Source organism: Pyxidicoccus fallax (assembly GCF_012933655.1).
Classification (GTDB): domain Bacteria; phylum Myxococcota; class Myxococcia; order Myxococcales; family Myxococcaceae; genus Myxococcus; species Myxococcus fallax.
In genome coordinates, this window is the sequence record NZ_JABBJJ010000012.1 from 1 (window position 1) to 25708 (window position 25708).

Here is a 25708-nt window from a genome sequence, read left to right on the forward strand (position 1 = left end):
CTCCCCGCGCCGTGAGCTCCTCCCACCAGCGCACCCCCTCGGCCACGGCCGCCTCGTCCCCCACCTCTACCGTCCGGTAGGGCGTCGCCAACAGGAGCCGCCCGTCCGCGCGGCAGACCTTCGCCAGCGTCTCCATGTGCCAGACGTGGTCCTTGTCCACGTGCGCCGCGCCCTCGGTCGCGAGCAGGTGGAACGGAGCGAGCCGCACGTCGTCAAGCGAACGCACCGGCCAGCAGTAACGCCGGTACGCCTCCACGTAGCGCCCCGCGCTCCGCGCCTTCTCGCCGAAGCGCTCGGCGAGCGCTCCCACTTCCAGACCCCGGCCCTTCGCCTGGTCCAGCACCGCGACCACGTCCGCGAGCGCCGCGCGCGAGGCCGTCCCCACCGCGGCGTATTGGTCTCGCAGAAGCTCCTGCGCCTTGAGCGACCAGGGCATCAGCTCGCAGTCGAGGCACGCCCAGTCCGTCTTGAACTCCTCCCAGAACCCCGACGCAGTGAGGGCCGCGCGCACCCGGTCCAGGAAGGCCGCTTCCAGCTCCGGGGCCGCGAAGAAGCGGCGCCCGGTGCGCGTGTAGCAACTGCCCGTCTCTCCCGTCGTCACCCCGAACCGATGCCGGGCCGCCTCCGCGTCGCGGGCCACCACGACGACCGCGCGCGAGCCCATGTGCTTCTCTTCGCACACGACCTTCGCGACCCCTTCCTTGCGGTAGTACGCGAACGCCTCCGCCGGGTGTTCGAGCAGCCCGGACTCCTGGCTCGTCTCCGAGGGCGACATCGTGGGCGGCAGGTAGATGAGCCACTTCGGGTCGATGGCGAAGCGGCTCACCGCCTCCAGCGCGGCCGTGGCGTTCTCCTCCCGCACCGTGACGCTCTGGTGCAGACGCGTGGCGATAACGCGCTTGCCCAGTACGTCCTCGATGTCCAGCAGGTCGTCGTGCTGTTGCTGCGCGGTGAGGCCGGGGGCGCTCGTCCGCATGCCCCCGAGCGGGCGGAGGGCCTCCGCGTACGCGCGCGCCGCGGGCACGGAGACGAGCTCGCGCTCCGGGTAGCGGAGCGCCGTGAGCTTGCCGCCGTACACGCAGCCGGTGTCGACGCAGAGCGTGTTGTTGAGCCAGTCGGCCTCCAGGACGGGCGTGTGCCCGTACACCACCGCCGCCTTGCCGCGGTACTCCGCCGCCCAGTTGAAGCGCACGGGCAGACCGAACTCGTCCGTCTCCCCCGTCGTCTCCCCGTACAGCGCGAAGTCGCGCACCTTGCCCGAGCCGCGCCCCTGCATGGACTCCTTCAGGCCGGCGTGTGCGACCACGAGCTTCCCGCCATCCAGCACGTAGTGCGAGACGAGCCCGTCGATGAACTCCACCACCGTCTTGCGGAACTCCGGCGTCTCCCGCTCCAGCTGTTCGAGCGACTGCGCGAGGCCGTGAGACACCTTCACGTCCTTGCCGCGCAGCTTCCGCATCAGCTTGATTTCATGGTTGCCGGGGACGCAGAGCGCCGTTCCCGCCGCCACCATTCCCATCACCAGCCGCAGCACGCCCGGCGTGTCGGGACCGCGGTCCACGAGGTCACCCACGAAGATGGCCTTGCGGCCCTCGGGCGGGCGCACCTCGACGCCCGGTGTCCCATCGGCGCGAGGGCGCACCTCGTAGCCGAGCTTGGCGAGGAGCGCCTCCAGCTCCTCCCGGCACCCATGCACGTCGCCGATGATGTCGAACGGGCCATGCTCGTGCTTGCGGTTGTTCCAGAGCGGCTGGCGCTCGAACTGGATGGTTTCGAGGGTCTCCGGCTTCAGGACGTGGACGTGCCGGAACCCCTCTCGCTCCAGGCCGCGCAGCGAGCGGTGCATCTGCTGGAGCTGGTTGCGCACCACGTGGGGGCCGAAGTCACGGTCGGGCCGCTGGCGGTTGCGCTCGTGACACGTCTTCTCCGGCACGTCGAGCACCACGGCGACGGGCAGCACGTGGTACTCGCGCGCAAGCTCCACCAGGGGCTTGCGGGCCTCCGGCTGCACGTTGGTCGCGTCGATGACCGTGAGCAGCCCGCGCGCGAGCCGCCTGGCCGCGACGAAGCGCAGCGTCTCGAAGGCGTCCTTCGTGGCCTCCAGGCTGTTCTCGTCGTCCGAGACGATGCCCCGGTAGGTATCCGAGGAAAGGACCTCGGTGGGCTTGAAGTGCCTGCGCGCGAAGGTGGACTTGCCGGCCCCCGACGGACCGATGAGCAGCACGAGCGCGAGCTCGGGAATCGTGACCTTCATCGTGAGAACACCGCCATCTGGGTCGGCGCGCCGACCTCCCCGTCCACCGGACCCACCGGGAGGAAGCGCACGCTGTAACCGAAACGCTCGCACTGCTTCCGCGCCCACGCCTCGAACTCCGCCCGGGTCCATTCGAAGCGATGGTCCCGATGCCGGAACGTGCCCGCCGGGAGCGACTCGAAGCGCGTGTTGTATTCGGCGTTGGGCGTGGTGAGGACCACTACGTTCGGCCGGGCGCACTCGAAGAGGACCCGCTCGAACGCGGCCAGCCGCGGCGGGTCCAGGTGCTCCACCACCTCGATGACCGTGGCGGCCTCGAAGCCCGCGAGCCGCTTGTCCCGGTACATGAGCGAGCCGTGCAGGAGGTTCACCCGCCTGCGCTGCATCTCGGACATCCGGTCCAAGTCGAGCCGCTCCCTGGCAATCTCCAGGGAGCGCACGGACACGTCCATGCCGAGAATCTCGGAGAACTGCCGCTCCTTGAGGAGCGCCTTCAGCAGCTTGCCCTCGCCGCAGCCGAGGTCCACCACGCGCGCGGCTCCGCATTCCTTGAGCACGCCCACCACCGCCTGGAGCCGCTGCTCGTTCAGGCTCAGGCGCGACTCGAGCGTGGCCTCCTCGTCGTTGTGCACCCGTGCGCGCTCCTCGGGCTCGGGGGCCTCGTCCCCCGCGAGCCGCTCCAGCGCCTCACGGGCGAGGCTCTTCTGGTGCCGCAGGTACCGGCGCGTGATGAGCTCGCGCTCGGGGTGCGCCGCGAGCCAGCCCTCCCCGTGCCGGAGGAGCTTCTCGACCTCCTCGTCGCCCACCCAGTAGTGCTTGTCGTCGTCCAGCACGGGGATGAGCACGTAGAGGTGCGTGAGGAGGTCGCTCAAACGCGTGCGAGCCTCCAGCGTCACCGTGTAGTAGCGGCTACCGCCCCACTCCGGCACCGTCTCGTCGAGCGCGTGCCGCGTGGCGGTGACGCCGTAGCCGAGCGGTTCGAAGAGCCGGCGCAGGAACGCCTCCCCTCCCCGGCACGGCAGCACCGAGAGGCGCGCCACCAGGGGGAGTGACTGCTCGGCGAGCTCGGGCCGCTCCTTGCTGGCTCCGGACATGGCCGAGCGGAAGACGCGCGCCAGGGCCACGCTCATGAACGACGAGGCCACATAGGGACGGTCGTTGACGTACTGCTCCAGCGCCCCGCCCTCCCCAGCCAGTCCGCGCCGGTTCCGGACGAGCGCCACCGGATCCACTTCGAGCAGGAGCGCCGCCGTGGTGCGCTCCTCGGAAGCCTCGGGATAGAAGACGTGCGCCTGCCCGAATGCCAGCTCGAACGATTGGGGTCTGAAGGGGCTCTTGTGGAGCAGATACCCCAGGTCGGTAGCGGGACTGTGCGTGGTGGAGAGCGTCAGGAGCATGGCGTGTCAGGAAGCGCGACCATGGCCCCTCTGTGTTGCCCGGGGCGCGCCAGGTCTCTGGCGTGGATGGTCGCGGAATCCTGACAGGTCAACCGCTCACAGGTTGCGTTGAAGCCGCTCCTGGGCCTTCACGATGGCCGCGGTGCGGGTCGTCACGTCCAGCTTGGCGAACACGTTCCGCAGGTGCCACTTCGTCGTGGACAGGGCCACGTTGGAGCGCTCGCTGATCTCCTGGTTGCTCAGCCCCTGGGCGAGCAGCTTGAGCATCTGCAGCTCCCGCTCCGTCAGCGGCTCCAGGGGCGCGCTGGGCGCTTCCACGAGCTCGGGCGGCCCGTCCGCGCCCACCGACAGCACGTCCTGGAACCGCGCCGCGTACCGCGACGGCAGCCCGTGGCTCAGCTTCCGCTGGCTCGCGGCCGCGACGATGACCTCCTGCAGCCCCGGCGTCTCGTCGAACACGCTCCGGTTGAAGCCGAACCGCTGCACCAGCGCGATGCCCCGGTTCAGCGCCGCGAAGGCCGCCGCCGAGTCCCCCGCCCTCCAGTGACACACGGCAATCGCCGCCAGGAGCGCGCTCTCCCGGGACACGTACCCCACGTCGTGCGCGCTGGCCCGCAGCGTCTCCAGCAGCGAGTGCGCCTTGCCGTGCCGCCCCTTCGCCATCAGCACCCACGCCTGCGCCAGCCCGAGCTGCTCCCACGTCTCGTCGTAGACGCGCCGCTCGCTCCACTCCCCGCGACGCATCCGCTCGCCCAGGCCGAACTCCTGCGCCACCGCCTTCATTCGCGCCGGGGCCTGCTCCAGCAGGCACAGGCGAATCTTCTCCCCGCACACGTGCGCCAGGAAGCGCGTCTGGTGACTCACCTCCAGCACGCTGTGCAGGTAGTCCAACAGCTGCCACGCCTCCGCGTACTTCCCGCGAATCGACTTGATGCGCACCAGCACGAAGTAGGCCGTCGTGAAGGTCTCGAACGCCTGCGCCTGCTGCAGGAGCGGCAGCGCCTCGATGCAGAGCGCCTCCGCCTCGTCGAGCCGGTTCTGCTCGTACCGGGTATTGGCCAGCGCCGTCGCCGCGTTCACCCACACCGGGTTGCGCCGCCCGAGGCTCGCCCGCTCGAAGGCTGCCTCACACCGCTCCGCCGCGTCCTTCATGTTCCCCTGCGCCCGGTCCGCCAGCGCGACGAGGACGTCCGTGTAACAGGTGATGAACGGGCTGTTCAGCCCGTGCAGCGTCTCTCTCGCGCTCAGCGCGAGCCGCCGCATCGCATCGAACCGGCTCATCCGCAGCGCGTGGTAGGCCTTCGCCGCCAGCAGCACGCCCGCCAGGAAGACGTCCAGCTCCTCGAAGCCCGCCCACGCCTCCAGCTCGGGGCCGGCGCCCGCGGCCGAGTCCGACAGCACGGCGTGGAACAACGTCAGGTGCCCCAGCTGCCTCGACAGCCGCTCGCGCTCCGGGCCGGACTCCACCTGTCCCGCCGCGAGGCGCTGCCGGGCGTCCTCCAGCATCGACGAGGCCTGGGTGAGGCGCCGGGAGAGGATGAGGCACGCGATGTTCGCCACGCAGAGGGCCGGCGTCCGGATGACCTCCTCCGGCGTCAGCTTCGCCGTCCACTGGAGCACCAGGGCCATCTCCCCCTCGCGCATCCACGCCTCCACGCAGCGCGCCAGCAACTCCAGGCACCAGCTCCGGTCTCCCGAGGCGAACGCGTGCTTCAGCGCCTCCTCCGGCTGCCCGTGCTCGGCGAACCAGGCGCTCGCCACCCGGTGCAGCTGTGGGATGCGGTCGCCGAAGTCGCACGCCAGCTGCGTCCTCAGGAAGTCGAGGAACAGCGCGTGGTACCGGTACCACTGATGCTGCGTGTCGAGCGGCTGGATGAAGAGCTGCGCCCGCTCCAGGTTCGCCAGCAGCGCCGGGCCGTGGGTGATGCCCAGCAGCGCGTTGCACAAGTCCCCGTTGAGGTGGTCCACCACCGAACTCAACACCAGGAACTCGTGCACCTCCGGGGACTGCTCGCGCAGCACCGCGTCCGCCAGGTACCGCGCCACGTCGCGGTTGGAGCCGACGGCCTTCCTCAGCGCGTCACTCACCCCCGCGTGCTCGCCCGCGGACAGGAGCGCCAGCTTCACGCCGGCCACCCAGCCCTCGGTGTGCGAGCGCAGGTACTCGACGTCCTCCAGCGCCAGCTCGGCCTCACACAGCCGCTGCCCCAGCTCCCGGATGGCCTCCCCATCCATGCTCAAGTCCCGGCTGTCGAGCGTCACCAGCTGCTCGGTGAGCTTCAGCTTCGCCAGGTCCAGCTCGGGCAGGTTGCGCGACGCGACGACCCAGTGCACGTGCGGCGGCGAGTGGTCCAAGAGGTACGAGAAGGCCTTCACCAGCGCGCGCTCGCGCAGCACGTGGAAGTCGTCGAGCACCACCACCAGCTCGCGCCCCAGGTTCCACAGGCTCCGCAACACCACGGACGTGGCGTGGTCCAGCGGCAGCTCCACCTGCGCGTCGAGCTGGCTCGCGATGTACGCGTCGAAGTCCGGCGCGGCCCGGCGAATCGCTCCCACCAGATACGAGAAGAACCGCTCGGGCGCGTTGTCCAGCTCGTCGAGCGACAGCCACGCCAGCGGGTGCGGCACGCGCGCCTCGCGGTACCACTGCGTCAGCAGCGTCGTCTTGCCCCAGCCCAGCGGCGCCGTCACCAGCACCAGCTTTCCTCCGACGCCGCTGTCCATCTTCCGCAGCGCCTCGCCTCGCGACACCAGCACGGAGGCCGTCTGCGGCGGACACAGCTTCGTCGGCAGGAGATGCGACAGATGTTCGCCCAGGGGCGCCACCGGCTCCGCGGCGCTCGTCAGGGAAGATGAGGACGTCCGACTGATCCTGGGTGCGTTTCGAAGGATGGGCATTGGCTCGTTCCCCTGCGGCCAGGTCGCGAGGGGAAGTAGACCACGGTTGACCCACGAATCGCCCGGCTTACCCGGAAATCAATTGTTACCCCGGATACAACGCGTTGCGTCCAAAATCCGGTGTAAGGGCCATTTTCCGCCATCCATGAGAGCCGGGGCCTCCTGGAAACCAAGACGCATTGCGTTACTGCGTTGCAATACGGTCAGGGAGGGGGTGTTCCCCCTCCCTTCGGTGGGGGCGATGTCGCGACGCCGCTTGGTACTCCCCGTTCGTTGCGGTCCGGACTGCAACGCTTCCCCGTCCTGAGGAGGTCCAAACCATGGGTACCCAGCAATTGGGCGCGAGCACGAGCCAATGGCGCGCGCGCACCCTTTCGTTGTGCGCAGCCGTATCGCTGTTGGTGTCAACCAGTGCCGCCGCCCAGGCGCCCGCGTTCATCGAGTTCGACAGTGGGCACGTGCGCCCGCTGGCGATGTCGCCGGACGGGACGCGGCTGTTCGCCGTCAACACGCCGGACAATCGCCTGGAGGTCTTCAACATCACCTCGTCCGGCCTGCAACTCGCCGCCGAGATTCCCGTCGGCATGGAGCCGGTGTCCGTCGCCGCGCGCAGCAACACCGAGGTGTGGGTCGTCAACCACCTGTCGGACAGCGTCAGCGTGGTGAGCCTCAGCGGCACGCCGCGCGTGGTGCGCACGCTGCTCGTCGGCGATGAGCCGCGCGACGTCGTGTTCGCCGGCAGCAACGGATATGCCTTCATCACCACCGCGCACCGCGGCCAACAGCGCACCGACGCGTCCATCGCGAGCGTGCCCGGCGCCGGAGACCCGAAGCTGACCACGCCCGGCATCGGCCGCGCCGACGTCTGGGTCTTCAACCCGGCCTCGCTGGGCACGACGCTGGGCGGCACGCCCCTGCGCATCGTGACGCTCTTCGGCGACACGCCCCGCGGCCTCGCCGTCAGCCCGGACAAGCGGACCGTCTACGCGGGCATCGCCCAGTCCGGCAACCAGACGGCCTCCATCACCTTCGACAGCGTCTGCAACGGGTTCGGCGATTCGGGCTGTCTCGTCTTCCCTGACACCCGGCCGTACGGGAACAACCTCATGCCGGGCGGCCTGCCCGGTCCCTCGACGAACGTCGCCGGCGTGAAGGCGCCCGAGACGGGCCTCATCGTCAAGTTCAACAAGGCCACCAACCGGTGGGAGGACACGCTCGGCCGCAACTGGAACAACGCCGTGCGCTTCAACCTGCCCGACAAGGACGTGTTCGCCATCAACGCGGACACCCTCCAGGAGACGGCCTTCTTCACCGGCGTCGGCACCACCCTCTTCAACCTCGTCACCAACCCGAAGTCGGGCGCGGTGTACGTCTCCAACAGCGAGGCCAACAACCTGACGCGCTTCGAGGGCCCCGGTACCTTCGGTGGCAGCACGGTGCAGGGCAACCTCGCGCAGATGCGCATCACCGTCATCAACAACGGCTCCGTCACCCCGCGCCACCTCAACAAGCACATCGACTACTCGAAGCTGGCGGGCAAGCCCGGGTTCGACCCCACGGTCAAGAACCACAGCCTCTCCACCCCGACGGACATGGTGGTCTCCAGCGATGGCTCGAAGCTGTACGTGGCCGCGTTCAGCTCCAGCAAGGTCGGCGTCTACGACACGGCCGCGCTGGAGAGCAACAGCTTCGACCCGCGCACCGCGAGCGCCAACCACATCCCGGTGACCGGCGGCGGCCCCAGCGGCCTGGTCCTGGACGAGGCGCGCAACCGCCTCTACGTGACGACCCGCTTCGACAACGCGGTGAAGGTCATCGACCTGGCCACGAAGCGCGAGATTGCCGCGGCGCCCTTCTACAACCCGGAGCCCACCTCCGTCGTGCAGGGCCGCCCCTTCCTGTATGACGCGAACTTCTCCTCCGCCAACGGCGAGGCGTCCTGCGCCAGCTGCCACATCTTCGGCGACAAGGACGAGCTCGCCTGGGACCTGGGCAACCCGGACGACGAGGTGACCTCCAACCCCATCGACAAGCGCCTCGCGAGCGCCCTCGAGATTGGCCTGTTCCGCACGTTCACGACCCACCCGCGGTCGGATATCAACGGCAACAACGACGCGAACATCTTCCACCCGATGAAGGGGCCCATGACGACGCAGACCCTGCGCGGCATGACCCACCAGGGCGCCATGCACTGGCGCGGTGACCGCGCGAACGGCTTCTTCGGTATCGACGCGTACGACGAGGAGCTGTCGTTCAAGAACTTCATCGTGGCGTTCGAAGGGCTGCTCGGCCGCGCGTCCATGCCGACCGAGGCGGAGATGACCAAGTTCGCGACCTTCCAGCTCCAGGTGCAGCTGCCGCCCAACCCGGTCCGCCGGCTGGACAACTCGCTCACCACCTCGCAGCAGAACGCCAAGAACTTCTACTTCGGTAGCCGCCGCGTGGACGGCATCGCGATTGGCTCCGACACCGGCTTCAACTGCAACGGCTGCCACACCATCGACGGCGCGCAGGGCTTCTTCGGCACCGACGGTCAGGCGAGCTTCGAGGGCATCCCGCAGATCGTGAAGATTCCCCACGTGCGCAACATGTACACGAAGGTCGGCATGTTCGGCTTCGCGGACAGCGCCTTCTTCTCGCACCCGGAGTCGGGCCCGACGGGCGACCAGATTCGCGGCTTCGGCTTCACGAACGACGGTTCCGTGGACACCCTGTTCCGCTTCTTCAGCGCCATCGTGTTCACCAACACCAGCATCGGTGGACCGGCGGTGGGCTTCCAGAGCGACACGCAGCGCCGCGAGATGGAGGACTTCATGCTGGTGGCGGACACCGACCTGGCGCCCATCGTCGGCCAGCAGGTCACCCTCACCAACACCAACGCCTCGGCCGTCGGCTCGCGCATCGACCTGCTCATCGCGCGCGCCCGGGCGCCGTTCGCGTCGAAGATCCTGGGTGGCCAGACGTACGAGGCCGACCTGGTGGCGAAGGTGGCCACGGGCGGCCGCGTGCGCGGCTACCTGTATGACCGCACGGCGGGCACGTGGAAGCCCGACACCGGCACGGCGAACATCACCACCGCGGCCCTCCGCGCGCTGGCGAGCACCGCCGGCCAGGAAGTGACCTTCACGGCGGTTCCGCCGGGCTCCGGTCTGCGCATCGCGCTGGACCGGAACATGGACGGCCGGCTCGACGGGCAGTAAGCCCTCTCAATCGTAGGCCCCCAGCCCCGTCCCCGGATGTTTCCCGGGGGCGGGGCTTCTTTTTGGGGCCGGGCGTGCTTCAGCTCTCCTCGCCGCAGACGCCGTCCAGCGCGCTGCCGGAGGCGCCCTCGCAGGTGCCGCTCTCGCAGTCGCGGTCCGTGAAGCACGCCTCGCCCAGCGCGCGCTTCTTCACGCAGGTGCCATACCGGTCCCCGGGCGTGAAGTGGTTGGAGCACGTCAGCGCGCGCTCGCAATCGGCGGCCACCGTGCACTCCTCGCCCTCGGCGCGCAGCGGGTAGTCGCACACGCCTCGGGGCGCCGGGCCGTCGTCGCCGTTGGGGAAGCTGCACACCAGGTCGTCCGGGCACGCCGTCCGCGCGTCGCACGGGTCACCCACGCCCGCGGAGCAGCCCGCGGCGAGAACAGCGGCGCACAGCCAGGGAATCACCATCCGGCGCATCACAGCGAGGCCTCCAGGGAAATCACCGCCGAGCGGCCCGGCTCATCCACGCCGGAGCCATGGGTGCGGTACGTCGCATCGAACAGGTTCTGCAGCGTCAGCGCCGCCGACAGGCGCTTGCCCAGCCTCGCGCCGGCCCGCGCGTGGAAGACGACGAAGCCCGGCGTCTGGGCGCACTCCGGTGTCTCCGCGCAGGTGCGGATGTCCAGCAGGTCCGCCGCGGAGTACGCATCCTGCGACAGCGCCCAGCGCGACAGGCCCTCCACGAAGAAGACCTCTCCCGGCTCCCACGTGGCGCGCACCAGGCCGTTGAGCGGCGGCGTGCGCGACAGCGGCTCGCGGATGAAAGGCGTCCCCTCCACCGTGAGGTCCTGCCGCCGCGATTTCGTGTGCGTGTACGTGGCGTGCGTCGCCAGCGTCAGCGACGGCAGCACCTTCACGGACACCGACGCCTCCAGCGAGTGGATGTCCGCGCGATCGAGGTTCTGCCGCGTGCGGTAGGGCACCCCGTCCGGGGTGAACTGCTGCCCATCCAGCAGCGTCGGCACGTTGCCCACCAGCCCATCCACCACCGTGAAGGCGTAGAAGAGCTGCGCGCCCACCGGCCCGCGGTCCACCCGCGTGCCCAGCTCGGCGGTGTAGGACTGCTCGGGGTGCAGGTCGCGGCCGGGCACGAGGTAGCCCGGGCCGTCCGCGCCCAGCCGCAGGTAGTCGTCGATGTTGGGGGCCCGGAAGCCCGAGCCCAGGTTGAGCAGCACCGAGACGCCGTCCGCCACCCGCTGCCGCACGCCCAGCTCACCCGCCAGGCCCACCGAGTTCTGCGTCGTCGCGGGCAGCACCGGCAACGGGTCGCTCGCGTCGGGGAACGCCTCCGTGAGCCGCGCATCCACGGGCAGCGACACGCGGTGGACCTGCGCCCGCAGGCCCGCGTGGTACGAGAACGGCCGCTCCGCGTCGCTGGCGAGCAGGCCGAAGACGCCGGCCGACACCTGCGTGGGCGCTCCCGGGTAGCGCGCGTCCTCCGGCACCGGAGAGAAGTCCAGCGCGGGCTCGGACAGCGGGCTGCGGCCGGCGTTGCTCGTCGCCTTGTCGTGGAAGACCTCCGCCCCGAAGATGGGCACGGGCGCGCCCGGCAGCGCGGACAGCGCTGGCGTCTCGGCCTCCGCGCGCAGGCCCACCGTCCACACATTCACGCTGTCCCGGTCCATCCGGTCTCGCGCCACGCGGAAGCGGTCCACCTGTTCGCTCTGGCGGTGCATGCTCAGCTCCACCGCGCCGCGCCGCAGGAAACCCGAGCCCGTGTGCTCCAGCCGCGCGTGCGCGAAGTCGCGCTCCTGGTCGCTGAAGCGCCGGAAGTCCCCCGGCGCCGAGCGGTCCAGGCGCGGCGCGTCCGACTGCCGCACGCCCTGGTACTGGAGGTACAGCTGCAGGCCGGGCCGCAGGCGCTGGCGCACCTTCAGCGCCGCGTCGCCCTCCTGGTAGCCCGTGTACCGCTGTACGCCCACGCGCTCACCGCCCCGCAGGTCATTGAAGTCACGCAGCGTGAGCGCGCCGGCCACCGCCGTGTCCTGCAGCGACACGCCCGCGCGCAGGTGCCCCTGGAGGCTCTGGTCCGCGCTGCCCGCCTGCGCGCGCACCGCGCCGATGGGCGTGGTCTCCGACGCGAAGCGCGGCCAGAAGGTGCGCACGTTGATGACGCCACCCAGCGCGTCCGAGCCGTACAGCACCGAGCCCGGCCCGCGCACCACCTCCAGCTGCTCCACGAGGAACGGGTCCACCGTGTTGAGGTACTGGTTGGGGCCCGAGCGCACGGTGCCGTTGTTGAGCCGCACGCCGTCCACCAGCAGCAGCACGTGCTGGCCGTACAGGCCGCGGAGGATGGGCGCGCCGCCACCGTGGTTCGTCTTCTGGAGGAAGACGCCCTCGGACTCGAGCAGCGCCTCGGGCGTGGTGCGCGCCGGCCGCTTCGCCAGGTCCTCGCGCGTCACCACCGACATCGCGCGGGGCTGGCTGGAGGTGGGCCGGGGCCGCCGCGTGGCCGTCACCACCGTGCTCGGAATGACGGGCTCCTCGCCCGACTCCGGCTCGACGGTGCCTCCGGGCGCGGACGTCGGGGCGGACACCGGGTTGCCGGGAGGCGTCTCTCGCGGCACGAGGGCGGAGGGGGCCTGCCCGGCGGGCGCGTCCGCGGACGCCTCGGTGGAGGAGGGCTCGGAGACCGGCGCATCCGCTGGAGGAGTGGAAGGCTCCGCGGCAGAAGGCTCGAGCTGCTCCTGCGCGTGGGCCGGGACGAGGGGCGCGCCGGTGAGGGCACAGCACGCCATCAGGACGAAGGGTCGAAGGTGCATGGGGCTTTGACGGAAGTCTCCTACGGCTGATCCTCCCAAGGGAAGACGGGGGGGGCCCGACCCTGTCGCACGCGCCTGGCCACACCGGCCGTTGCCCCGCCGACGCTTTTTTTGACGGAGTGCCGGACCGCCCTCCTAATGCCGGTGCAGGTCGGTAGCTGCCTGTAGCAGCCACGCCCGGAGGAAGTCCGATGCAGGATGGAAGCGCCAGCCCCCTGAGCCCCGAGGCTCCATCATCACCGGCGGCCGCCGAGGCGCCCGTCGACGCGCGCGGCCCCGAGGCCGACATCGTCTCCACCCACGTCCTGGTGCCGGAGGAGCAGGTCCAGAAGCTTCGCGAGCTGGCCCGGCGCACCCGCATCCACCAGAGCGAGTACCTCCGCGAGGCGGTGGATGACCTGCTCGGCAAGTACGGCCGCGCCAACCCGAAGCCGGAGGGCCAGTCGTGAGCGCCATGGCCCTCACTCCCCGTTCCTCCCCGTCCCGCACCCGCGAGCCGGCTCCCGCCGTGCTCGTTCGCGACTCGGACGCCGTGCGCACGCCGCGCACCCGCCTGGCCTCCGAGCGGCCGGCCTCCATCCGCGAGGCCATCGTTCGCTGGCTCGACCAGGAGCTGTGAGTTCCGCGCCCGGCCCCTCTCTGGAGGCCGGGTCCGCACGCAAGGTAGGCTGGGGACTCCCTTCTTCCAGGAGTCCCCACACCCCATGCGTTGCTCCTTCCTGACCGCCGCTGCCCTGGCCTTCGCCGCCGCTGGCTGTGCGACCTCGGGCTTCGACAAGCTCTACCCCGGGATGTCGTCCCATCAGGTGGTGGAGGCGATGGGCAGCGGTCCGTCCCGCGCGCAGGAGTTCCCCGACCAGTCCACCGCCTGGTACTACGGCGAGGACCGCTGCGTGCTCATGCGCGAGGACAAGCTGGTCTCCAAGGCCACGTCGGAGGACACCACGTCCATCGACGTGGGCGTCGTCGCGGTGCGCGACACGACGAAGGCGCTCTGCGCTCCCGAGGGCTACGCGGCCAAGGAGAAGCGCGAGCAGGAGATCGACACGCCGTTCGGCACCTACCGCGGCAACATCGACCCGTCCGCCGCCATGAAGAAGGTGAAGGGCGTGGTGACGGGCCAGGAGGCGCCGGCCGACGAGAAGCAGGAGCAGGCCAACACGCCGGCTCCGTAGTCCTCCCCTTCCCGCTTCACGCTCCCGGGGCCGCGCGCGTCACACGCCGCGGCCCCGTGGCTTTTCGAAGGGGCCTCAGGCGGAGGGCGCCGTGGCCTCGCCTTCCTTGTCCAGCTTGCCGGCGATGTCGCGGAAGGACATGTGGCCGACGGACAGCAGCACGAGGCCGACGAGCACCTGCTGCACCGTCTGGGACAGCCACATGACGTTGGCGTAGGCCAGCCCGCTGGCGTTCACCACGGTGGCCGGCAGGAAGAGGCTGAGCCCCACCTTGGTGGCGGCCTGGAACGTCCCCATCATCCCCGGGGCGGCGGGAATCATCAGCCCCACCACCAGCACGCCGAGGACGACGTAGGCCTGGAAGAGCGACAGGCTCATGGGCTGGCAGGCGGAGCCGGGCGCCGCGCCCGAGCAGTCGAAGGCGTTGGAGAGCATGGCCATGCCGGCCCCGTTCACTCCCCAGTACAGCACCGTGTAGAGGAAGAAGAGGGCCACCTGCTTGCCGTCGGGCAACTGCCGCATGGCGCCGACGAAGGTGTCCACGACGTCCGCGACCTTGTCCGCCAGGGCCGGAGCGAGGCGGCCCACGGTGGCGCGCACCAGCCGCACGGTGCGCTGCTGCTGCCAGAGGCCGAAGAGCAGGAACATCAGCCCGCCGCCGAACACGCCGAACAGCACCCAGGAGCCCCACTTCACGTAGCGGATCTCCGGCGTCTCGGTGGGGACGAAGAAGAGCAGCACGCGCATCATCGCCGCGACGAAGAGGCCGTCGGTGATGCGCTCGAGCACCACGGACGTCATGGCCGCGCTGCGGCGGATGGAGCTGCGCTGGGCGATGAGGAAGGGCCGGGCGAACTCGCCCAGGCGGAACGGCAGCACCAGCAGCATCATGAAGCCGATGCCGGAGGCCTCGTTGAGCTTGCGGAAGGGCACCCGCTCCAGTCCGGACAGGAGCGCGCCCCAGCGCAGGGTGCGGAAGACGTGGATGGCCATCAGGATGCCGAAGTACGGCACCAGCCACGCGTAGTTGGCCGCCTTGAGGCTGGCGACCTGGGTGGCCCAGTCCGTGTCCCGGAAGGCCCACCACATGAAGAGGAACGTGACCAGCAGACTGGCCAGCAGCTTGACGGCGCGTTTCACGGCGGCCGGGTATACCGTCAGTCCGAGTCAGACTCCAGCGGTTCACCGGCCAGCAGCCTGGAGGGGTTATCCCTCATGAGCCGGGCGAACGCCTGCTCCCCTGCCCTGCTCCGAAGTTCAGCCAACGCTCGACCCACCCAGTCCCGGGCGCCCACGGGGGCATGCAGGTCCGTGGCACCCACCGCGTAGAGGCCGTCGTCCAGGAAGGCGCGGGCCAGCTTCTTCGCGGTGTTGCCGTAACGACCCGTGAGCGCCCCCACGTCCAGTTGCAGGAGCGCCCCGGCCCGCACGGCCTCCGCGGCGCGGCCCTTTCGCTCGAACTCCAGGCAGCGCTCGGGGTGGGCCAGCAGGGGGATGACGCCCTTGGTGCGGATGCGGAAGAGGATGTCCGGCAGCGCGGGAACGGGGGCGGTGTAGGGAAGCTCCACGAGGACGTAGCGCCCCGGGCCCAGGGTGCGGGCAGAGGGCGTGCCCAGGCCGCGCACGAAGGTGTCGTCCAGCACGTTCTCCGCGTTGCGGCCCAGCGTCAGGGGGATGCGCTCGCGCTCCAGGGCGGCGGCGAGCTCCGCGCGGCGCGTGTCCACGACGTCCACGGGGGCGTACTCGGGACGGGCATGGGGGCTGGGGGCGACGGTGGAGAAGCCCAGGTCCACCAGGGCGCGCGCCATCTCCAGCGCGTCGTCGAGGGTGCGGGCGCCGTCATCCACTCCGGGGAGCAGATGGCAGTGCAGGTCGACGAAGCCGCTCACGCGTCCCCGCCGTGCCGGTCCGGGTGGCTGGAGGGCGGCAGCTCGTCCTCCCGCTCATCCATCTGCCGCTCGGGCACTCGGTACTCCTCGCCCAGCCAGCGGCCGAGGTCCACGGCGCGGCAGCGACGGGAGCAGAAGGGAAACGAGGCGTTCTCCCCTCTCGGGGGGACGGGCTTCTGGCAGGTGGGACACTTCAAGGTGCTCATGATGGATGGTGTTCTAGATAAGCGTTGACGCTCTTCAGGGCCAGGATGTTTCGTGCCCGGACTTCTCGTGGGAGGTCTCGCGTCATGAAGGTCCTGCGCATCACCGAGCCGGGTGGTCCCGAAGTGCTTGCCCTGGAGGAGCGACCGGAGCCCGAGCCCGGCCCCGGCGAGGTGCGCGTGCGGGTGCGCGCCTCCGCGCTGAATCGGGCGGACCTGCTGCAGATTCGCGGCTTCTACCCCGCTCCGCCGGACGTGCCGCCGGACGTGCCGGGCCTGGAGTACGCGGGCGAGGTGGTGGCGGTGGGCCCGCGCACGCGGCGGCTCAAGGTGGGCGATAGGGTCATGGGGCTGGTGGGCGGCGGCGCGTGGGCGGAGTCGCTGATTACACACGAGCGCGAGCCGCTGCCCATGCCGGAGGGCCTGGACTTCGCGGACGCGGCGGCGCTGCCGGAGGCGTACCTCACCGCGTACGACGCGCTGGTGCTCCAGGGGGACATGCGTCCCGGGGAGACGGTGCTCATCCACGCGGTGGCCAGCGGCGTGGGCTCGGCGGCGGCTTTGTTGTGCAAGGCGTCCGGGGTGCGCGTGGTGGGCACGGGCCGCAACGCGGCGAAGCTGGCGCGGGCCTCCGAGTGGGGCGTGGCGCGTACGGTGCTGTGTGCTTCATCACCGCCGAAGTTCGCGGACGCGGTGAAGGCGGAGACGGGCGGCCGGGGCGCGGACCTGTGCCTGGATCTGGTGGGCGGAGACTACCTGCCGGAGACGCTGGACGCGGTGGCGCCGCGCGGCCGGGTGATGCTGGTGGGACTGGTGGCGGGCAACAGCACGGAGCTGAACCTGGGGACGGTGCTCGTCAAGCGGCTGCGCGTCACCGGCACGGTGCTGCGCAGCCGGCCGCTGGAGGAGAAGATTGCCCTGTCGCAGAGCGCGGAGCGGCACCTGTTGCCACTGTTCCGCTCGGGCGCATTGCGGCCCGTGGTGGACGCGGTGGTGCCCATGGCGGAGATACGTCAGGCGCTGGAGCGCATGGCGAAGAACGACTCCGTGGGCAAGCTCGTGGTGCGGTGGGAGTGAGCAGCTACGCGGCGGCCCGCGTGCGCGCCTTCTGATGGATGAAGTCGGTCCGGAACCGGCGGTCCACGGGGACGTGGGCCTCGCTGGCCGCGCGGAGGAGTTCGTCGACATCCATGTCCACGGTGCGCACGCGCAGGTGCGGCTGGGCGATGAGCTGGCTCGCCTCCTGGAGCCAGGCCGCGTAGGTGGAGGGCAGGTCTCCGGCGTCGGCCGAGGCCTCCCGCAGCCGCTCCCACTGCGATTGCTGGTACCACGCGAGTACCAGGGGCGCCGACGTCCCGGTGTGCGCCTCCGAGAAGGCGCCCAGCGTCCCCTCCAGTACGTGCGCGGGCTCCTGCCGGAGCTGCGCTTCCTGCTCGGACTGCCGCTGAGCAAGGCGCTGGACGGCGGGGGCGTCTGGATGCCTCTGTTTCATGAGCGTCCAGACGACTTTCTGGAAGAGCGCCTCCGCCAGCTCCCTCGCGCGGGCGGACTGAGTGGTGCGGGCGGTCAGCCGGAGGACGGCGTAGTGAAGGGCCGTGCAGCGCTTCTCCACCTCCCCGGTGAAGGACTCCGGAGGCATGTTGCCGTGGCGGGCACGCCACTCGGGCAGCAATTGCTCCAGCATCCTGGCGGCAGTGTCCCGAGGAAGGATGTCCGGGTCGCAATACAGCCCCGTCTGCGCTCCGAAGAGCTTCTGCCGGTTGGCCTTCGCGCCATAGACGCCCGTCACCAGGATCGAGATGACGGAGGCGACGATCAGCGAGACGCCGAGGAGGTACCTGCCCTGGAAGAACGAGATGACGCTGAACAGCAGCATCCACGTGCGCAGGTAGCCCATGAAGGCGCTGAGGAAGTGGAAGGGAATCTCCACCCCCACGGTCACCGTCTCCTTCTTCTTCCCCAGCAACCCCTTCTCTTCCCGTTCCTCCTCTCCGGTGACCCACATGGAGCCGAGCGGAATGAGGGGCAGGAAGTAGAGGTGGACGAAGCGCGTGGCGATGTGCTGCCCACCGCACCCGCGGACGTCGCCGTAATAGCGTACTCCGGAGATGATAGGAATCATGAGTCCCCCCCGCTGGAGGACCCATGCTACTCGCGCCCGCTCAGGGGGAGGCGCAACGAGGCGGTCTTGCGTTCACTTGTCAAAGGCGGGGCGCAGGTAATCCCTGACATCCACCACCTCGTGCTCGGGTGAGCTGCCGCCCACGAAGTGAAGGATGGGCAGGTGGCCGGCGCCGATGATGAGCAGGACGCGCTCGTCCGGTGAGGACATGAGGCGCTGGAGGTTGCGGAAGATGCGCAGATTGCGGTTGTACCAGGCCGACCGCAGATCCGCGCCGAGGTAGCCGTCCTCCCCGTCCTCCTTGAAGATGCCGATGGAGTACGCGCCGTGCTCCTGGCGCATCAGCTCCGGGGAGTTCAGGTAGCGCAGGTGTTCCATCAAGGGCTGGCGCGTCTTCAGCTCATCTTGGTGCGCATAGAGCTGGGTGAAGCGCTGCTGCCACTTCGGGTCGGCGGTCTCGAACTGCCTGGCGTCCACCTTGTCGAACAGCGGGTTGAAGATCTGATGCGGGTCCGCGTCCACGGCGTAGACCTTCGGGTGCCCCAGCTTCTTCGCGAGCCGGAAGCCCACCTGGTCCACTTCATTGGCCGTCAGCTGCGCGCGGCCCGCCACGTAGTCCTGGTACCGGGCATCCAGCGCGGCCTGCTTCGGGACGTCCACCTCCACGGCGATGCGCGTCGGCTGGAACCTCGCCAGGGCCTCCACCAGGGCCTCGACTTCCCGCTGTCGCTCCGGTGAGAGCACGTCCAACGCGTGCTGGGGCTTGTACTGGTCCAGCCCCGCGTCCTTGAAGTGGAACGTGCCCAGCATCATCAGCCGGGGCTTCGGCTCCTTCGCGCCGAGGAAGTCGGGAGTGCTCTCGGAGGACTCGGGCTTCGGGGCCGGCGCGGATGCGCAGGCCAGCAGTGGGCCCATGAGGCACATCCAGAGAAGGGGCTTCAGACGAGGCATGAGGGCTCCTGTTGCAATCGGGTTGCCCCCGGTACGCGCGCCCGCGCGCCTGATTGCATGCGCGGCCTCACTCCGCCTCCGCGGTTCCGCTGCGCGGCGAATGTTTCCCTCAGCTTGGATCGTTACGTTTTGAGGAAATCTGATTTTTCGGTTTTGTCATGTATTTTCGTTCTGATCCAGACAGACCGCTGCCCCGGGCGCGGGTAGGCGCGTGGGCACGGTTGACTCTGATTGCCTACCAACAGCAATAGACAGACACGTTCAGCTCCTGTCCGGCATCTGGTGCGCCTGTTGTGTGAATGGGTGCGGAAGCCTCTCCCGCTCCGCGCCTGCGAGCCATCGCGCGTGGATGGCCTGCCTCCGTCGGAGTCGAGCATGAATGAAGCCCCCGCCATTCGCCGGGTGACGCCTGTCCAGGAGCCCGTGGCCCATCCCAGCCAGCTCGGGCCCGGCATGCGCATCAACCACTACGAGCTCATCCGCCAGCTCGGCAGCGGGGGCATGGGCACGGTGTTCCTCGCTCGCGACACCCGGCTGGGCCGCCGTGTGGCCATCAAGCTCCTGCACACGGAGAACCCCGAGTTCACCCGCCGGTTCATCCTCGAGGCGCGCGCCACCGCGCAGTGCAGCCACGAGAACATCGTCATCATCCACGAGGTCGGTGAAGTCGCTGGCAGCCCGTACATGGTCCTGGAGTTCCTCCAGGGACAGCCGCTCAACAAGCTCCTCAAGGCCAGCCCCCGCCTGCCCCCCGCCCGCGCCGTGGAGCTGATGACGCCCGTGCTCCGCGCGCTGGCCTGCGCCCACGAGCGGAAGATCGTCCACCGGGACCTCAAGCCCGAGAACATCCTGGTGACGGACTCGGGCACCATCAAGGTGCTGGACTTCGGCATCGCCAAGGTGCTCCAGCCCGACGAGCGCGCGGGCGAGGTGTCTCCGCGGGCCGTCGCGGCGGAGCTTCGCGCGCTGGCGAGCTCGGGCGCTCCGGACGAGGCCATCCACCTCACCCGGCAGGGGGCGCTGCTCGGGACGATGGCGTACATGTCCCCGGAGCAGTGGGGCAGCGGCGCGTCCATCGACCACCGGACGGACATCTGGGCGGTGGGCATCATGCTCTTCCGGATGCTCGCGGGCCGGCATCCGCTGGACCCGCTGCGCGGCCCCCAGCTCATGGTCACCGGGGTGCTCGACGAGCCCATGCCCCTGCTGCGGGACGTGGCGCCCGACGTGCCCGCCGAGCTGGCCGCCATCGTCGACCGCTGTTTGCTCAAGCGGAAGGAGGAGCGCGTCCGGGATGCGCTGGCGCTACTGCGCGCCCTGGAGCCCTTCCAGCCCGGGCGCTACACCCGGGAGGTCCGCATCGACGAGAGCCCGTACGCGGGCCTCAGCTCCTTCCAGGAGGCGGACGCGAGCCGCTTCTTCGGCCGCTCCCGCGAGACGGCGGCGCTGGTGCACCGCATCCAGGACCGGCCGCTGATTGGCGTCGTCGGTCCGTCCGGCGCGGGCAAGTCCTCCTTCGTGCGGGCGGGCCTGGTGCCCGTGCTCAAGCGCTCCGGGGACCGCTGGGAGTCGTTCGTCATCCGGCCCGGACGCAATCCCCTGGCGGCGCTGGCGAGCATGGTGGCGCCCTTCGTGACGTCCTCTCCCACGGTGGAGGAGGACATCCAGAAGCAGCAGCAACTCGCCAACCACCTGCGCGCGCAGCCCGGCTACGTGGGCTCCGTGCTGCGTGCCCGGGCCCGCCGTGAGCGCCGGCGCATCCTGCTCTTCGTGGACCAGTTCGAGGAGCTCTACACGCTCGTGTCGGACCCGGCGGAACGGCAGGCCTTCACCGCGTGTCTCTCCGGCATCGCCGATGACGCGACGTCTCCGATTCGCGTCGTCCTGTCCCTGCGCTCCGACTTCCTCGACCGCGTCTCCGAGGACGAGCGCTTCATGGCCGAGCTGTGGCAGGGACTGTTCTTCCTGGGACCGCCGAACAGCGAGGGGCTTCGGGACGCGCTGGTGCAGCCGGCGGAGCTGGCGGGGTACCGGTTCGAGACGCCGGCCATGGTCGACCAGATGCTCCAGCACCTGGAGTCGACGCCGGGCGCCCTGCCCCTCCTGCAGTTCGCCGCCACGCAACTGTGGGAGGCGCGGGATCCGGCGCAGCGGCTGCTGACCGAGAGTGCCTATCAGCGGCTCGGAGGTATCACCGGGGCGCTCGCGACACATGCGGACAGCGTGCTCGCGAAGATGTCGGCTTCGGAGCGGAACCTGGCTCGGGCCGTGTTCCTGCGGCTGGTGACGCCCGAGCGCACGCGCGCCATCGTGTCCCAGGACGAGCTGCGGGAGCTGTCCGGGAACGCGGGGGAGCTGCGGCAGGTCATCGACCATCTCGTGCAGGCGCGGTTGCTCGTTACTCAGACGGGAGGCGGTGCCAACGGTGCGTCCGTGGAGCTGGTGCACGAGTCGTTGATTCATGGCTGGCCCACCCTGCTCCGGTGGCTCGATGAGGGACAGGAGGACGCGGCGTTCATCGAGCAGCTTCGCAATGCGGCTCGGCAGTGGCAGGCCAAGGGGCGTGATAGCGGTTTGCTGTGGCGCGGGGAGATGGTGGACGAGGCGCGGCGCTTCCAGCGCCGCTACCGGGGGGAGCTGCCGGAGCTCCAGTGCGCGTTCCTGGATGCGGTGTTCGCGTCCGCGGCTCGGGCTACGCGGGTTCGGCGGGCACTGTTGGCGGCTTCCGGGACGGTCCTCATCCTGATGGTCGTCTCGGCGGCGGTGGCGCTGGTGGTCATCAGCGACGCGCAACGGGAGGCGGAGCGGCAGGCGGAGCTGGCCGTGAGCGCCGAGGCCACGGCACGCGCCGCCGAGGCGATTGCCAAGGCGGCCGAAGCCGAGGCGAAGCAGCGACTGGCGGAGGTCCAGGAGAAGGAACTGGCGCGTCAGCAGGCACAGCGCCGGGCGGAGGAGGCCAGTGCGCAGGTCGCGCTCGCCAACAGCGAGCTGGTGCGGCGGAACGTGGCCCTGCGCTCCGCCCTGAAGAAGACGCAGCAGGCGCAGCTGCGGGCCCGGATCGCGAAGGCCCGCGCGGAGAAAGCCGCTGAAGAGGCACGCAAGGCGACGAAGGATGCCGAGCGGCTCCTGAAGCGAGAGCAAGACCGTGCTCAGCGCCTTGAGTCGTCGCTCGGCAGCTCGTTCGTCAAGTCACTCAAGTGAGGTCACCGTGACACGCATGAAGAGTTCGGCCCTGCCCGGCCTCGCGCTGGCAGCGGCCTGGATGATGCTGTGGGCGACGGCCGCGGAGGCGCAGCAGGCACGGACCTCGCTCGGCGTGGGCGAGACTCGCCCGTGGGCGCGCGGAGTCGCGGCGAAGGATCAGCAGACCGCGCAGGCCCTGTTCCTGGAGGGAAACGAGCGGCTGCAGGAGTCCGTCTTCATCGAGGCCGTCCGGCAGTACGAGTGGGCGCTCAAGCACTGGAACCACCCGGCCATCCACTACAACCTGGCGCTGGCGCTGATGAACCTGGACCGGCCAGTGGAGGTCCACAAGCACCTGGTGGCTGCGATTGAGCATGGGCCGGAGCCGCTGGATACGGGACGGTACGAGCACGCGCTCAGCTACAAGGCGCTCATCGAGAAGCAGCTCGCGTGGCTGGAGGTGACGTGTGACGTCCCCGGCGCCACGGTGACGCTGAATGGCCAGTCGCTGTTCTCGGCTCCGGGGCAGTTCAAGGGGCTGGTGCGGCCGGGCATGTACAGCCTCGTCGCGCTCAAGGGGGGTTATCTGCCGACGGAGAAGGGCCAGCCCGTCATGCCGGGGGAGAAGGTGCAGGTTCAGCTCAAGCTGTACACCTCGGACGAGGTCACTCAGTACCGCCGACGGTGGTCTTCCTGGCTTCCCTGGTCGGTGGTAGGCGCGGGAATGGCGGTAGCCGGAGGCGGCGCGCTCCTCCACATGAATGCTCACGACCGGCTCGACGCGTTCGACACGGAAGTCCGTGGCTGCAGTCAGGGCTGCCCCCCAGGACCGGGGCTCGTGAGGCTGCGGACCCAGGCCAATACCCTTCAGAACATCGCGGTGGGTTCGTATGTCCTGGGCGGTGCCGCGCTGACCACGGGCGCGGTGTTGCTCTATCTCAATCGCGCACAGCCCTACCGCATCAACCCGGACGACCCCAGCCAGACGATGCTCGTCACACCGCTCGTTGGGGCCGGCTCAGGTGGTGTGCTGGGAACGTTCCAGTTTTGAGGAGGCCCCCGTGAATCGAGAACTCCCATTCCTGCTCGGACGCACTCTGCTGGCCATCCTCTGCCTTCCGTTCCTGTCCTGCATCCAGTCCGACAGCATCACCTGCCCCTCGGGACTGCTCTGTGCCCCCGACATGAAGTGCGCTGCCAGTCAGGATGTGTGCATCCGTAACGATTGCGGCGACGGGGACATCCAGTTCCAGTTCGACGAAGTATGTGACGACGGGAATATCATCGATGGTGATGGCTGCAGTCATGACTGCAAGTCAGAGGAGGTCTGTGGAAACGGCATCGTGGACACCGCCGCGCTCGAGAAATGTGACGATGGTAACGAGGAGGATGGTGATGGCTGCAGCGCCGATTGCAAGTCAGACGAATTGTGCGGTAATCGCATCATCGATGTCGGCGTTGATGAGATGTGCGACGACGGCAACGAGGAGGATGGTGATGGTTGTAGCGCCGATTGCTTGTCCAATGAGATCTGCGGCAACAACGTTGTCGACTACGACGAGGGCTGCGACGATGGCAATCACGTGGATGGCGACGGCTGCAGCGCGGATTGTCGATCCGATGAGGTATGCGGCAATGAGGTCGTCGATGACAACGAGGTGTGCGACGACGGCAACGAAGAGAGTGGTGATGGGTGCAGCGCGAATTGTCAATCCAAGGAACTCTGCGGCAATGGCATCGTCGATGTGAAAGAAGCGTGCGACGACGGAAACGAGGTGAGCAAGGACGGCTGCAGCGCTGATTGCCGCTTGGAGGTGGGCTGCGGCAACAGCGTGCTGAATCCCGGCGAGGAATGTGACGACGGCAACAGCTCCAATGAAGACGACTGCTTGTCGTCGTGTGTCCTGGCCACATGTGGAGATGGGTATGAGGACCAATTCGGTCCGGAGACCGAGGAGTGCGACGACGGCAATGCCCTTGCCTGTGGCACTTGCTCAAAAGACTGCCAGACCGACCAGGAGTCCAGCGTCGCTACGGGGTCCATCAAAACCATCCCGGGAAATCAGATTTCAGATGGCGAGGTATTTTCCATCAGCGATGGCCGCATCCGGCTGTTCTTCGAGTTCAACAAGATATTCGGGGCGCATGGTGCACATATTCCGGTCGGGATTAGTGACGTTACAAGTGCATCCGGTGTAGCCACCGCCGTGGAGAAGGCCATCCAGAGCGTGAGTTCGGAGGATGCCTCCGAAGCCGGGAAATTGAACCTCGTGGCCAGGGTGGAGCCCGCTGAAAGCGATGTCGTGTATCTGGAGAACGCGACTCCTGGCACCCATGGGAACCAGCTCATCATCGAGTCCGTCAATGACCAGGAGTTCCAGGTAACAAGCATGAGTGATGGCGGGGGCCATGACTGCCCGAAGGACACCGCCTGCTCGGCCGACGACGACTGTGCTGGAGACGGACATGGTGGGATGGGCGTATGTGAGAAGCGAGGCCAGCAGCGGGTCGGGCAGTGCATCATTTCACGCCCCCGCAACTGACCATTGCGCCCCGCCCCCGTCCCTCTATCCTGCGCCGCCATGGCAACCCACTTCGACCCCAGCGCCGCCGCCCAGCCGGGTTCCGGCGTCTTCGGCCTTCCGCACACGCCGGACGAGGCCCATGTCGTCCTCATCCCCGTCCCCTTCGAGGCCACCACCAGCTACGGCGGTGGCACCTCCGAGGGCCCCGCCGCCGTCCTCGACGCCAGCCGGCAGGTGGACCTCTTCGACGTGGAGACCGGCCGCCCCTATGAGCGCGGCATCGCCATGCTCCCCGAGCCCCAGGAGCTGCGCGACTGGAACACCCGCGCCAAGGAGCGCGCCCAGGTCGTCATCGAGGCCGGCGGCATCCACTCCGGCGCCCCCGAGCTGCTCAAGGCCGCTAGTGACGTCAACGCCCTCTGCGACCAGATGAACGAGCACGTCTACCGCACCGCCAAGCACTGGCTCGACCAGGGCAAGCGCGTGGGTGCCGTCGGCGGAGACCACTCCATCTCCTTCGGCATCATCCGCGCCCACGCCGAGAAGTACCCCGGCCTCGGCGTGCTCCACCTCGACGCCCACGCCGACCTGCGCGTGGCCTACGAGGGCTTCACCTGGTCCCACGCCTCCATCATGTACAACGTCGCCGAGCGCATCCCCGGCATGAAGACGCTCGTCCAGGTCGGTCTGCGCGACATGAGCCAGGAGGAGCACCGCTACATCGAGGACTCCAAGGGCCGCATCCACGGCTTCTTCGACTCGGTCCTCCAGAACCGCCGCTTCGACGGCGTGCCCTGGAACCGTCAGGTGGACGAAATCGTCGCGCTGCTCCCGCAGCAGGTCTACCTGTCCTTCGACATCGACGGGCTCGACCCCGTCCTCTGCCCCCACACCGGCACCCCGGTGCCCGGCGGCCTCTCCTTCCCCGAGGCCGTCGCCCTCATCTCCGGCGTCGTCCGCTCCGGCCGCACCATCGTCGGCTTCGACCTCACCGAGGTCTCCCCGGATCCGGAAGGCGGCGAGTGGGACGGCAACGTCGGCGCCCGCCTCCTCTACAAGATGATTGGCTGGATGCTGAAGTCCCAGCGGGCCTGAAGCACCCC

Annotated in this window: 19 protein-coding genes; 9 read left to right on the plus strand and 10 right to left on the minus strand. The window is 69.3% G+C overall.

Features of this window, described 5'->3' with window-relative positions; genetic code table 11:
* The 3 genes from HG543_RS04110 to HG543_RS56160 all read right to left on the minus strand — a co-directional run.
* Positions 1 to 2254: polynucleotide kinase-phosphatase (locus HG543_RS04110; protein ID WP_169343328.1), on the minus strand; the 2254-nt coding region annotated here is incomplete at its 3' end.
* Positions 2251 to 3651, minus strand: coding sequence for a 3' terminal RNA ribose 2'-O-methyltransferase Hen1 (locus HG543_RS04115; protein ID WP_169343329.1), 1401 nt, complete (start codon positions 3649 to 3651; stop codon positions 2251 to 2253). The genes HG543_RS04115 and HG543_RS04110, both read right to left, overlap by 4 nt.
* A 96-nt stretch (positions 3652 to 3747) precedes the next feature.
* A complete protein-coding gene (locus tag HG543_RS56160; protein WP_343073271.1) occupies positions 3748 to 6477 on the minus strand; it encodes a winged helix-turn-helix domain-containing protein in 2730 nt (909 codons plus the stop codon).
* A 392-nt stretch (positions 6478 to 6869) separates the two neighbouring features.
* Here HG543_RS56160 and HG543_RS04125 point away from each other — a divergent pair, with 392 nt between their 5' ends.
* On the plus strand, positions 6870 to 9749 hold the full coding sequence (locus tag HG543_RS04125; protein ID WP_169343331.1) for a YncE family protein: 2880 nt from the start codon (positions 6870 to 6872) through the stop codon (positions 9747 to 9749).
* Positions 9750 to 9828: 79 nt separating this feature from the next.
* On the opposite strand, the gene HG543_RS04130 is transcribed toward HG543_RS04125, so the two are convergent.
* On the minus strand, positions 9829 to 10209 hold the full coding sequence (locus HG543_RS04130; protein WP_169343332.1) for a hypothetical protein: 381 nt from the start codon (positions 10207 to 10209) through the stop codon (positions 9829 to 9831).
* Positions 10209 to 12557: a TonB-dependent receptor plug domain-containing protein gene (locus tag HG543_RS04135; RefSeq protein ID WP_169343333.1), complete on the minus strand. Its 2349-nt coding sequence runs from the start codon at positions 12555 to 12557 to the stop codon at positions 10209 to 10211. The genes HG543_RS04130 and HG543_RS04135 overlap by 1 nt, the downstream gene beginning before the upstream one ends.
* A gap of 191 nt (positions 12558 to 12748) precedes the next feature.
* On the opposite strand from HG543_RS04135, the gene HG543_RS04140 reads away from it, so the two are divergent.
* The 3 genes from HG543_RS04140 (at position 12749) to HG543_RS04150 (ending at position 13732) form a co-directional block, all read left to right on the plus strand.
* Complete coding sequence (locus HG543_RS04140) at positions 12749 to 13006, plus strand: ribbon-helix-helix domain-containing protein (RefSeq protein ID WP_169343334.1); 258 nt, start codon at positions 12749 to 12751, stop codon at positions 13004 to 13006.
* The gene (locus HG543_RS04145) at positions 13003 to 13176 is read left to right on the plus strand and encodes a hypothetical protein (protein ID WP_169343335.1); all 174 of its coding nucleotides are present in this window, start codon (positions 13003 to 13005) and stop codon (positions 13174 to 13176) included. The genes HG543_RS04140 and HG543_RS04145 overlap by 4 nt, the downstream gene beginning before the upstream one ends.
* A gap of 85 nt (positions 13177 to 13261) precedes the next feature.
* Positions 13262 to 13732, plus strand: coding sequence for a hypothetical protein (locus tag HG543_RS04150; RefSeq protein ID WP_169343336.1), 471 nt, complete (start codon positions 13262 to 13264; stop codon positions 13730 to 13732).
* Positions 13733 to 13807: 75 nt separating this feature from the next.
* Here HG543_RS04150 and HG543_RS04155 read toward each other — a convergent pair whose 3' ends face one another.
* The 3 genes from HG543_RS04155 to HG543_RS04165 are packed head-to-tail and all read right to left on the minus strand — an operon-like array spanning position 13808 to position 15827.
* The gene (locus HG543_RS04155; protein WP_169343337.1) at positions 13808 to 14872 is read right to left on the minus strand and encodes a lysylphosphatidylglycerol synthase domain-containing protein; all 1065 of its coding nucleotides are present in this window, start codon (positions 14870 to 14872) and stop codon (positions 13808 to 13810) included.
* Positions 14873 to 14889: 17 nt separating this feature from the next.
* Positions 14890 to 15621, minus strand: a complete 732-nt coding sequence (locus tag HG543_RS04160) for a CpsB/CapC family capsule biosynthesis tyrosine phosphatase (protein ID WP_169343338.1) — start codon at positions 15619 to 15621, stop codon at positions 14890 to 14892.
* Positions 15618 to 15827, minus strand: coding sequence for a DNA gyrase inhibitor YacG (locus HG543_RS04165; RefSeq protein WP_169343339.1), 210 nt, complete (start codon positions 15825 to 15827; stop codon positions 15618 to 15620). Before HG543_RS04165 ends, HG543_RS04160 begins: the two co-directional genes overlap by 4 nt.
* Before the next feature lie 84 nt (positions 15828 to 15911).
* Between HG543_RS04165 and HG543_RS04170 the strand changes: the two genes are divergently transcribed.
* The gene (locus tag HG543_RS04170) at positions 15912 to 16901 is read left to right on the plus strand and encodes an NAD(P)H-quinone oxidoreductase (RefSeq protein ID WP_169343340.1); all 990 of its coding nucleotides are present in this window, start codon (positions 15912 to 15914) and stop codon (positions 16899 to 16901) included.
* Positions 16902 to 16905: 4 nt separating this feature from the next.
* Here the strand turns inward: HG543_RS04170 and HG543_RS04175 are convergent, their stop codons facing one another.
* Together HG543_RS04175 and HG543_RS04180 are read right to left on the minus strand one after the other, a co-directional pair.
* Positions 16906 to 17946: a hypothetical protein gene (locus HG543_RS04175; RefSeq protein WP_169343341.1), complete on the minus strand. Its 1041-nt coding sequence runs from the start codon at positions 17944 to 17946 to the stop codon at positions 16906 to 16908.
* A gap of 72 nt (positions 17947 to 18018) precedes the next feature.
* Positions 18019 to 18897 carry a DUF5694 domain-containing protein gene (locus HG543_RS04180; RefSeq protein ID WP_169343342.1) on the minus strand — a complete coding sequence of 293 codons (879 nt, stop codon included), beginning with the start codon at positions 18895 to 18897 and terminating at the stop codon, positions 18019 to 18021.
* A 375-nt stretch (positions 18898 to 19272) separates the two neighbouring features.
* Between HG543_RS04180 and HG543_RS04185 the strand changes: the two genes are divergently transcribed.
* From HG543_RS04185 to HG543_RS04200, 4 genes are read left to right on the plus strand one after another with little or no spacing between them, the layout of a single operon-like run.
* The gene (locus HG543_RS04185) at positions 19273 to 22098 is read left to right on the plus strand and encodes a serine/threonine-protein kinase (protein ID WP_169343343.1); all 2826 of its coding nucleotides are present in this window, start codon (positions 19273 to 19275) and stop codon (positions 22096 to 22098) included.
* A gap of 16 nt (positions 22099 to 22114) precedes the next feature.
* On the plus strand, positions 22115 to 23131 hold the full coding sequence (locus HG543_RS04190) for a PEGA domain-containing protein (protein WP_169343344.1): 1017 nt from the start codon (positions 22115 to 22117) through the stop codon (positions 23129 to 23131).
* A 10-nt stretch (positions 23132 to 23141) separates the two neighbouring features.
* Positions 23142 to 24623 carry a DUF4215 domain-containing protein gene (locus HG543_RS04195; RefSeq protein ID WP_169343345.1) on the plus strand — a complete coding sequence of 494 codons (1482 nt, stop codon included), beginning with the start codon at positions 23142 to 23144 and terminating at the stop codon, positions 24621 to 24623.
* A gap of 39 nt (positions 24624 to 24662) precedes the next feature.
* Positions 24663 to 25700, plus strand: coding sequence for an agmatinase family protein (locus HG543_RS04200; RefSeq protein ID WP_169343346.1), 1038 nt, complete (start codon positions 24663 to 24665; stop codon positions 25698 to 25700).
* Positions 25701 to 25708 lie beyond the last annotated feature (8 nt).

Coding starts and splice junctions, on each gene's coding strand:
- HG543_RS04150 (WP_169343336.1), top strand. CDS start 13,262: ATGCGTTGCTCCTTCCTGACCGCCGCTGCCCTGGCCTTCGCCGCCGCT.
- HG543_RS04175 (WP_169343341.1), bottom strand. CDS start 17,946: ATGATTCCTATCATCTCCGGAGTACGCTATTACGGCGACGTCCGCGGG.
- HG543_RS04140 (WP_169343334.1), top strand. CDS start 12,749: ATGCAGGATGGAAGCGCCAGCCCCCTGAGCCCCGAGGCTCCATCATCA.
- HG543_RS04115 (WP_169343329.1), bottom strand. CDS start 3,651: ATGCTCCTGACGCTCTCCACCACGCACAGTCCCGCTACCGACCTGGGG.
- HG543_RS04130 (WP_169343332.1), bottom strand. CDS start 10,209: ATGCGCCGGATGGTGATTCCCTGGCTGTGCGCCGCTGTTCTCGCCGCG.
- HG543_RS04170 (WP_169343340.1), top strand. CDS start 15,912: ATGAAGGTCCTGCGCATCACCGAGCCGGGTGGTCCCGAAGTGCTTGCC.
- HG543_RS04180 (WP_169343342.1), bottom strand. CDS start 18,897: ATGCCTCGTCTGAAGCCCCTTCTCTGGATGTGCCTCATGGGCCCACTG.
- HG543_RS04200 (WP_169343346.1), top strand. CDS start 24,663: ATGGCAACCCACTTCGACCCCAGCGCCGCCGCCCAGCCGGGTTCCGGC.
- HG543_RS04125 (WP_169343331.1), top strand. CDS start 6,870: ATGGGTACCCAGCAATTGGGCGCGAGCACGAGCCAATGGCGCGCGCGC.
- HG543_RS04135 (WP_169343333.1), bottom strand. CDS start 12,557: ATGCACCTTCGACCCTTCGTCCTGATGGCGTGCTGTGCCCTCACCGGC.
- HG543_RS04185 (WP_169343343.1), top strand. CDS start 19,273: ATGAATGAAGCCCCCGCCATTCGCCGGGTGACGCCTGTCCAGGAGCCC.
- HG543_RS04165 (WP_169343339.1), bottom strand. CDS start 15,827: ATGAGCACCTTGAAGTGTCCCACCTGCCAGAAGCCCGTCCCCCCGAGA.
- HG543_RS04190 (WP_169343344.1), top strand. CDS start 22,115: ATGAAGAGTTCGGCCCTGCCCGGCCTCGCGCTGGCAGCGGCCTGGATG.